Raw genomic sequence first — 9,043 nt, forward strand, 5'->3', positions numbered from 1 at the left:
AATATAGGATTATTGATTGATTATTTCATCAATTTAAGTCTGTAGTTGTTTAGAAAAGTTACTATTTGACAGAAAAAAGGTTCCATGCCTCTAATCAAGTACCTCTCAAGATATTTTTTAATTGTTGTGTGGTCTTTCTTAAAAGAAAGGCCCTCCTGTTTTTTTAAATAGTATAAAAATCCATCGAATAGATATTGTTTGAGCACGGTCCCAGTCCAAAGTAGAGCAACTTAGATAAATGAAAAGAGGATTACTATTCCTGATTTTTTGTCTCCAATAACTTATAGTGTATGCCTATCATAAGGAAAAAGAACATCATGGAATTACTTGCCCGGTAAAAAACATAGATGTTGTTAAAGAGCAAAAAAATAAAAAAGAACAACAGACTTAATTTGTATTCCGGGTTCGATTTGTTTGTCAAATACAATCTAAAGGACTTAAAGAAAGGCAGAAAAAAGACGGCGATTATCAATAATCCAATAAAAAAACCATGTTCCACTAAGGCTTCTGTATAATTGTTATGCGTCATATGTCGGGTTGGGCTATAATTAATAAAATTGCCCGCACCCACACCGGTAATTGGATGGTCTAAGAAAACCTCAATCCCCCTTTTGATAAGTTGCCCTCGTGACTCCTCATTAGAGGTGGAAGACATACGGTTTTCAATACTTGAATTAGTATAGATATTTATGAATTGTAATACAAAGGCAAGAGAAATCAGAAACATTAGTACCTTTCGGAAGATGGCATAGATAGGGTTCCTGATTTTAGTTTTATTGACCCAAAACCAGAACAAGGCATTAATAAGGATAATAAAAATCAAACCAGATCTTGATTGGGTGGTAAAGGAAATGGCTATTGCTAAGATAGGTATTACAATCAATCCCCCGAGCGTCCACGTATTCCTGTATTTGAGGTGCAACCTAAAAACAGAAAAATTGGCAAAAAGTGCTATATAAGAATAATAATTGGCATTGTATAAAAAATCACTGCGAGCTGCAGAAGGCGCATAGAAGGTAACGGGATTAAAAGTACCCAAGCTGTACTCGGCGAATATTATTAAGATGAGGACCAAAATATAGGCAATATGAAAGTAATCCTCCAAATCCAATTTATTACAAAGACCAATACCGATGTAGGCCCCCATAAAGGCCGCTAGGATTTTCGTAATGGTAAAATTGAATTTTTCAAAATCAATGTTGGGATAAAAGACCGCTACAAATGAAAATATTAAAAAAAGCAAAAACAATAACATCTCTTGCCTTTGGAATATTGATGCCGATTTGTCTATGGCTAATGTAATAACGAATGTTAAAGGAAATAAAATACCGAAGCCCAATGACTGAAGGCCCCAATGCAGTCCGGCATAATACAAGACAATGGTCGCCATCAATAAAAAGCCTATGAAAGGTCTGAGTCTGTTTAAAAGCTGGATATTCATTTTGACTGATTTTGTAGTGTAATTCTGAGGGTGTTAATTATTGACAAATACATTCAGTGCTAATTTTTGGAAGACGACGACAGAAGGGAATTAAAACAGAGAATTAAACATAGGGCATTTTTTGGCAATATAGTATTTTCAAATAACATAGGAAGATGATCTTAAAGGCTTTTCATATAACAAAGTATAATAGACTGTTTAATTGTTGGTTTTAATTGTAAACTTCGTCAATTCAAAGTTTATAAATTAATTGCTTTTATATACCAATTCCATAATTTTATTCGCGACATGTGGTTTGTAATGAACGGATTCATAAAAATTGGAAATCGGTTCTGAAAAAACATTCTTTCCTGAAAAATCATAAATATTTTCTTTCCCGAATATCTGTTGCAACAATTTCAATTGTTCTTCTTCCATTGGTACTTGATCGTATGTTGGGCCAATAACAATCTTGTAATTGGTATTGTGTTTGTTGAATATCGCTTTTATACTGTTCAATTGGGTTATTTCCTTTTCTGTAACTGCACATTTAATAGGTTCTGCCACTGGTCTTTCGTAAAATACACCTTTGTTCAGCTGCTTGTTGTAATAGCCCAAAGAGTCCTCTTTGATTTCCTTATTAACACCATACCAAATATCACCATTTTTATCGTTAACCGTATGGCCAAATTTGTTAGGGTTGATCAAAGGGCCCATATAGCCTCTATGGGTTTTGAATATCGTATAATCCAAATAGGATATCAAGAATTTCGGATTTAAGGACGCCTTTAAAAAAGCGCCGTAATAATCAACTTCTGATTGTTTTGAAACACAGGGCATGGAAATGAATAAGTGTCCATCCCGTATGTCGGTTATCCTTAAGACATCCCTGTCAATCAATACCAAAGCATTTTTAATGGTATCCCCAAGTTCATCTATGTATTCTATTTTTTTTGAAATCCCCCATATGCCCTCACCCGAAGCATCAAAATGAAAAGGTTTGGAGTTCTCTGGTAAATAGGGTGCCCAATTTTCGCATTTATAGGCTTGTGACCTTGAACTTCCAAAAATAAAGGAATCAAAGTTCTCTTCTTCCCTGTAATGATTGAATGTTTTGGTCGTGATCATTTCACGATTCAAACCAATGGTCTGGGTCGCATAATAATCCTGAAACCCAAATACTTTGAAAAAATCCAACCAAATAACCAATAAGGTCAGAATAATTACGGGTAGGATGAATACTAGTATATTACGAATAAATCTTTTCATAGGCTAAAATTGGAAATAAATAAACTGTTGTTCATTGCCGCCAAACCAAATAATCAGTAAAATTATTGAATAGTACATCAAATGTCTCATTATACGATTCCATTTCAATCCAATTTTTTCAATTGCATATTGCCCCTCCCGTCCAATCCATTCGATGAGTATAAACAAACAAATAAGCTTTAAGACGGTCAAAGCATCTCCTTTTTGAGCAAAATTGGGAATTTCAAATAAAGAAGAGGAAAATATTTCCGAGATGTAGGCCATGGCATGACCAATATTCTCCGCCCTGAAAAATATCCATGCAAAAACGGTCAGTCCAAAGGTCAATACCATAAGGGAAAATTCTTTGATACCGGGTAGGTATCTTCCTTGGGCCACGGTCTCCAAATTGTTGCGGTTATTGTTGGTCAAAAGCAGGGGAAGGAAATATATGGCATTCAAAGCTCCCCAGACAATGAAGGTCCAGTTTGCACCGTGCCAAAAACCACTGACGATAAAAATAATGAAAGTGTTCCTGACCTTCATCCAAGTACCACCCCGACTGCCACCTAAAGGAATGTATAGATAATCCCTAAACCAAGTGGAGAGCGAAATATGCCATCGTCTCCAAAATTCCGCGATATCCCTAGAAAAGTAGGGGAAGTTGAAATTCTGCATTAAGTCAAATCCGAATAATCGGGATGTCCCTATGGCTATATCGGAATATCCTGAAAAATCACCATAGATCTGGAAGGTGAAAAAGATCGCTCCCAGGACCAGGGTACTTCCGTTCATATCGGCTGAATTGTTGAATATTTGATTGGCAAATTCAGCACAGTTATCCGCAATGACCACTTTTTTGAACAATCCCCATAAAATTTGACGCATGCCATCAACCGCTTTGGCGTAATCGAAGGTTCTTTTTTTATAAAATTGAGGGAGCAGGTGCGTTGCCCTTTCGATTGGTCCTGCCACCAATTGGGGAAAGAAGCTGACAAAAGCGGAAAAAGCTATAAAATCCTTTGTGGGCTCAAGTTTACGTTTATAGACATCTATGGTGTAGCTCAATGTCTGAAAAGTGTAAAAACTTATGCCAACAGGTAGTATTATGTTTAAGGAGTTGACGGTTATCTCTTTCCCAAAAAAGGAAAAAGCGGCAATAAAATTGTCCAGGAAAAAATTATAGTATTTAAAAAATCCTAAAAATCCGAGGTTTACCAAAATACTCGTCCATAATAGGATTTTTCTTTTGCTTTGGTCTTCTGTTGTCCTTAATTTTCTTCCGACGGTATAATCGACAATGGTGCTAAAAAGAATCAACGAAAGGAACCTCCAGTCCCACCAACCATAAAAAACGTAACTGGCAACTACGATCAGTAGATTCTGAAGCTTCAGGTTTTTGTTGGTCACAAACCAATAGAGTACGAAAACAATTGGAAGGAAAATCGCAAAGTCAAGGGAGTTAAAGAGCATCTAATTATCGTATTCTGATTTAAATTAATTGTGTTGTCGATACTTTCGCCATATTTTCAATAATAGAATATGGATTGTATTGGTATAATATGCTTTGGGAGAACTTATTGTCTATGACACTTTTTGAGATAGTCAATTTGTACAGAATATTGAAAACCTTATTTTGTGAAAATAATACATTCCGGTTATACTTTTCATCGTATAATCTTTTTTCTTTTTTCCTTGGTTTTATAAGGTTCATTTGATTCTCAAAAACATTAACTTGCTTACTGCCGGAATATTGTAATGGGAACGTGCGAATTTTAGAAATCAAGGAATCACTATAAAACTGATACTCCTTTAAGTAGCGGGGTTTATGTTTGTGATTCCATAAAAGTAAAATATTTTTGATTTTATTTTGTTGTTTTCTGGGCACTATCGTCCATTCTTTAGTCCACGGCCAAAATTAGGGTAATTTATAGGCATGTAAAGAATATCTGGGATGAAACGAAGAGTATATCGTTAAGATGGTCCAAACAACGGATAATCTATTTTTCATGGATACTATAAGCAGAATAAATTTAATATTAAAGAGTGATTTTCGTTAATACAAGAGATATCCATTTAAGAATGAATATAGGGATCAAAGCCTGGCGTCAACACGTTCCTTAACTATACCCTTGACATCATAGAGCACCCCATATTGGGTCAGCATACTCCTAAGATTCAGATTTAAGAATTCCGAATGGGCAACCGTAAGTACGACAGCGTCATAGATGTCACTAGGTTTTTCTTTGGTGGAGGTCAAGTCGTATTCCAATTTAACCGCTTCTGGGGACGCCCAAGGGTCGTATACCGTTACTTCGGCCCCGTAACTTTTTAAGTTGGTTATCAGATCCACAGCTTTGGTATTTCGGACGTCCGGACAATTTTCCTTAAAGGTGATGCCCAAGACCAATATTTTAGAACCTTTGACCTTAATGTCTTTTTGGACCATCAATTTCACCACTTCCGAGGCGATATAATGACCCATTCCATCGTTCATTCTCCGGCCTGTCAATATAATTTCTGGATGATAACCGTATTCCTGGGCTTTCTGAGCCAAATAATAAGGGTCAACCCCGATACAATGTCCACCGACCAATCCTGGTTTAAAGGGAAGAAAATTCCATTTGGTACCGGCCGCTTCCAACACTGCATGCGTATCAATGTGCATCAAATTGAATATTTTGGCCAGTTCATTGACAAAAGCAATATTGATATCCCGTTGGGAATTCTCGATAACCTTTGCAGCTTCTGCTACCTTTATAGAGGGGGCAAGATGGGTGCCTGCCGTGATGACCGAAGCGTATAATCGATCTATTATTCTGGCTGTTTCCGGGGTTGAACCAGAGGTTACTTTAAGGATTTTATCAATAGTATGTTCCTTATCGCCCGGATTGATACGTTCTGGTGAATAACCCACAAAAAAATCTTCATTATAAATCAAACCACTTGTTTTTTCAAGGACAGGGACACATTCTTCTTCCGTGGCCCCCGGATAAACGGTGGATTCATAAATTACGATGTCTCCTTTTTTCAATGCCCTGCCCACGGTCTCACTGGCTTTGTACAACGGGGTCAATACCGGGCGATGGGTACTGTCAACAGGGGTAGGGACCGTAATGATATAAAAATTGCAATCTAGAAGGTCATCTATTTTATGGGTGCAAAATAGTCCGGATGCCATCTCTGGACCTTGTCGTAATACTTGGGTCAAAAGGGTGTCATCAATTTCCAGAGTGCAATCTTTTCCGGATTGCAATTCGGAAATCCGATTTTGATTAATGTCAAAACCAATGACAGGGTATTGGGTGGCAAACAAGCGTGCTAGGGGTAAGCCTACATACCCCAGACCGATTACCCCGATTTTGGGTTCGTTCATAATCCAATCATTTCTTTCCAATTTGAAAATATTCAAAACCAAGATCTTGCATCATTTGATCATTGTATTGATTACGACCATCAAATACGATAGGGGTATTGAGCTGTTGTTTCAATTCCTCAAAATCAGGTGATCTGAACTCCTTCCATTCGGTCAATAGAATCATGGCATCGGCACCCTGTAGGGTTTCGTATTTTGAATGGTAGTAGGAGACAGCAGGAAGATCTTTTAAGTAAAAATGTTGTGCTTCATCCATAGCTTTGGGATCATAAGCTTGGACTTTCGCACCTCGCTCTACTAAATCCTTAATAATATATATGGCAGGTGCTTCACGCATATCATCTGTTTGCGGTTTAAAGGCCAAGCCCCATATGGCAAATGTTTTGCCCGTAAGGTCTGCTCCAAAACGATCTACTACTTTCTTGGCGATAACCATTTTCTGTCGGTCGTTAACATCTTCCACAGCACTGATCAAATCAGCGGTATAACCATGTTCCTGGGCCGTTCTTTTTAGGGCTTTTACATCTTTGGGAAAACAAGATCCACCATACCCACTTCCGGGATAGATAAAACTATAACCAATGCGACTATCGGAGCCTATACCGATACGCACTTTGTTGACATCGGCCCCGACCAATTCGCATATATTGGCCACTTCATTCATAAAGGATATTTTGGTGGCCAACATGGCATTGGCGACATATTTCGTCATTTCAGCCGAACGTACATCCATCGTAATCAATCGATCCATACTGCTTCTAAAGAAAGGACTGTATAGGGTGCGCATTTTTTTAGTGGCTGATTCATCATCGGAACCCACCACTACGCGATCAGGTTTCATAAAATCACTGATAGCGTCGCCTTCCTTTAAAAATTCAGGATTGGATACCACGTGAAATTCAATATTCAGTTTTCTTTTTTCCAGTTCATTCTGGATCGCTTGCCGTACTTTATCGGCTGTACCCACAGGAACCGTCGATTTATCAACTATAATCAAGGAATGTTGCATATGTTGTCCAATTTCCTTGGCGACTTGTAGTACGTATTGTAAATCGGCAGAACCATCATCTCCCATGGGAGTGCCCACAGCAATAAAGGCAATATCACATTTCTTAAGATGTTCGCCTAAATCAGTACTGAAATGAAGGGTTTCGCCTTCAATGTTTCGTTTTACCATGGCTTCAAGACCAGGTTCATATATAGGAATAATTCCCTCCTTTAAACCCTTTATTTTTTTCTCATCTACATCAATACAGGTGACCCTATTACCCATTTCAGCAAAACAAGTGCCACTTACCAAACCAACATAACCAGTTCCGATTACCGTTAAATTCATTTTTTTTATTTTAAGTTATTCCAGTACCAAGATACTGCTTCTTTTAATCCAGTTTTTATATCGAATTGTGGGTCGTAGCCCATCATTAATTTCGCTTTTTCAATGGAGGCTAGGCTATGGGGGACGTCCCCTTGCCGACCAGGACCATATAGAATAGGTATGTTTTTGATTCTTCCATCAAAAACACTTAAATATTCTTTAAGGAGGTTAACTAATTCATTTAATTCGGTTCGCTCCCCATAGGCTACATTGTATACCGTGTTAACAGCTTCTTTATGAGTGGTGGCCATCGATCGAATGTTCATTTCAATAACATTATCAATATACGTGAAATCCCTGGAATACGTACCATCCCCATTAATTGTCGGTGATTCGTGACACATCAATTGCATCACGAATTTGGGAATCACGGCGGCATAGGCGCCATTCGGATCCTGTTTGCGCCCAAATACATTGAAGTACCTGAGGCCAATGGTTTCCAAGCCATAGGTCTTACTGAATATATCCGCATACAACTCGTTCACATATTTGGTAATGGCATAGGGAGATAAAGGTTTACCTATAATTTCCTCTACTTTGGGCATATTTTTAGAATCCCCGTATGTCGATGAACTTGCTGCATAGGTAAAGCGCTTTACTTTGGCGTCCCTAGCGGCAACCAGCATATTTAAAAAACCGGAAACATTGACATCATTGGACGTAATAGGGTCGTTGATCGATCTTGGAACAGATCCCAAAGCTGCTTGATGCAAGACATAGTCTATATTCTTGCAAGCCTTTCGGCAATCTTCCATGTTCCGAATATCCCCTTCTATAAGCTTGAAATTCCTGTATGGTTGTAATTGGACTATATTCTCTCTTTTCCCTGTCGCAAAATTATCCAAACAGGTAACTTCATTGCCATTGGCAACAAGGGCTTCACAAAGGTTCGAGCCAATAAAACCGGCCCCACCAGTAACCAAAATGTGATGTTTTGAATGTAACCCAAGTTTGGAGATATCCATATGTATTAAAAATTTTAAGCTGCAAATGTCCGTAAAAGAATTTGAAAAAGCAGATCATTTAATTTAAAGTGCCTTAAAACCCGTTGAAATGAATACAGCAATGGAATATTAAGTGACATTGAATAATTTATCTGTAATTATGACATTTGAAAATTGGTTGTCGCTTGTTTTAAGAGGGTAACGCAATAAATTCCAGAATAGTGCAATACATACTTTTTAATCTTGTGGATGCTACACGTCATTGATTAGGTGGTGGCTAATCTTGGCTTAATGCGATTTCTCAGTCGTGCCTCCTTCGAAATGTTGGGGAAGTCATTCCGAATGTATAGGGGAATCACATCATGATTTTTAACTACAATATGCTTTTAAAGATTTTGACTCGCCGTAATGCGATTTCTCAGTCGTTCCTCCTTCGAAATGACTGGGAGGTCATTCCGAATGTATAGGGAAATCACATCCTGATTTTTAATTATAATGTATTATTTTGAGATTTTTGCTCGCCGTAATGTGATTTCTCAGTCGTTCCTCCTGCGAAATGACTGGGAGGTCATTCCGAATGCATATTGAGGAATCACATCCTGCTTTTCAATTACAATGAGCTTTTTAGGATTTTTACTCGCCGTAATGCGATTTCTCAGTCGTGCCTCCTTCGAAATGAC

The 9,043-nt window shown here is 37.8% G+C and carries 6 protein-coding genes; all 6 read right to left on the reverse strand.

The genetic code is table 11. The annotated features are described in order from the left end of the window. Positions 1-253: 253 nt before the first annotated feature. Positions 254-1,441 (reverse strand): O-antigen ligase family protein, encoded by a 1,188-nt coding sequence (locus HPE56_RS13600; RefSeq protein WP_188244297.1) that lies wholly within the window; start codon positions 1,439-1,441, stop codon positions 254-256. 246 nt (positions 1,442-1,687) lie between these two features. Next, the gene (locus HPE56_RS13605) at positions 1,688-2,689 is read right to left on the reverse strand and encodes a hypothetical protein (RefSeq protein WP_188244298.1); all 1,002 of its coding nucleotides are present in this window, start codon (positions 2,687-2,689) and stop codon (positions 1,688-1,690) included. A gap of 3 nt (positions 2,690-2,692) precedes the next feature. Beyond that, a complete protein-coding gene (locus tag HPE56_RS13610) occupies positions 2,693-4,141 on the reverse strand; it encodes an MBOAT family O-acyltransferase (RefSeq protein ID WP_188244299.1) in 1,449 nt (482 codons plus the stop codon). A gap of 622 nt (positions 4,142-4,763) precedes the next feature. Next, positions 4,764-6,044: a nucleotide sugar dehydrogenase gene (locus HPE56_RS13615; protein WP_188244300.1), complete on the reverse strand. Its 1,281-nt coding sequence runs from the start codon at positions 6,042-6,044 to the stop codon at positions 4,764-4,766. Positions 6,045-6,051: 7 nt separating this feature from the next. Then, on the reverse strand, positions 6,052-7,380 hold the full coding sequence (locus HPE56_RS13620) for a UDP-glucose dehydrogenase family protein (protein ID WP_188244301.1): 1,329 nt from the start codon (positions 7,378-7,380) through the stop codon (positions 6,052-6,054). A gap of 5 nt (positions 7,381-7,385) precedes the next feature. Beyond that, positions 7,386-8,384, reverse strand: a complete 999-nt coding sequence (locus HPE56_RS13625) for an SDR family oxidoreductase (RefSeq protein WP_188244302.1) — start codon at positions 8,382-8,384, stop codon at positions 7,386-7,388. Positions 8,385-9,043 lie beyond the last annotated feature (659 nt).

The sequence above is a fragment of the Maribacter aquimaris genome (genome assembly GCF_014596745.1).
GTDB lineage: Bacteria > Bacteroidota > Bacteroidia > Flavobacteriales > Flavobacteriaceae > Maribacter_A > Maribacter_A aquimaris.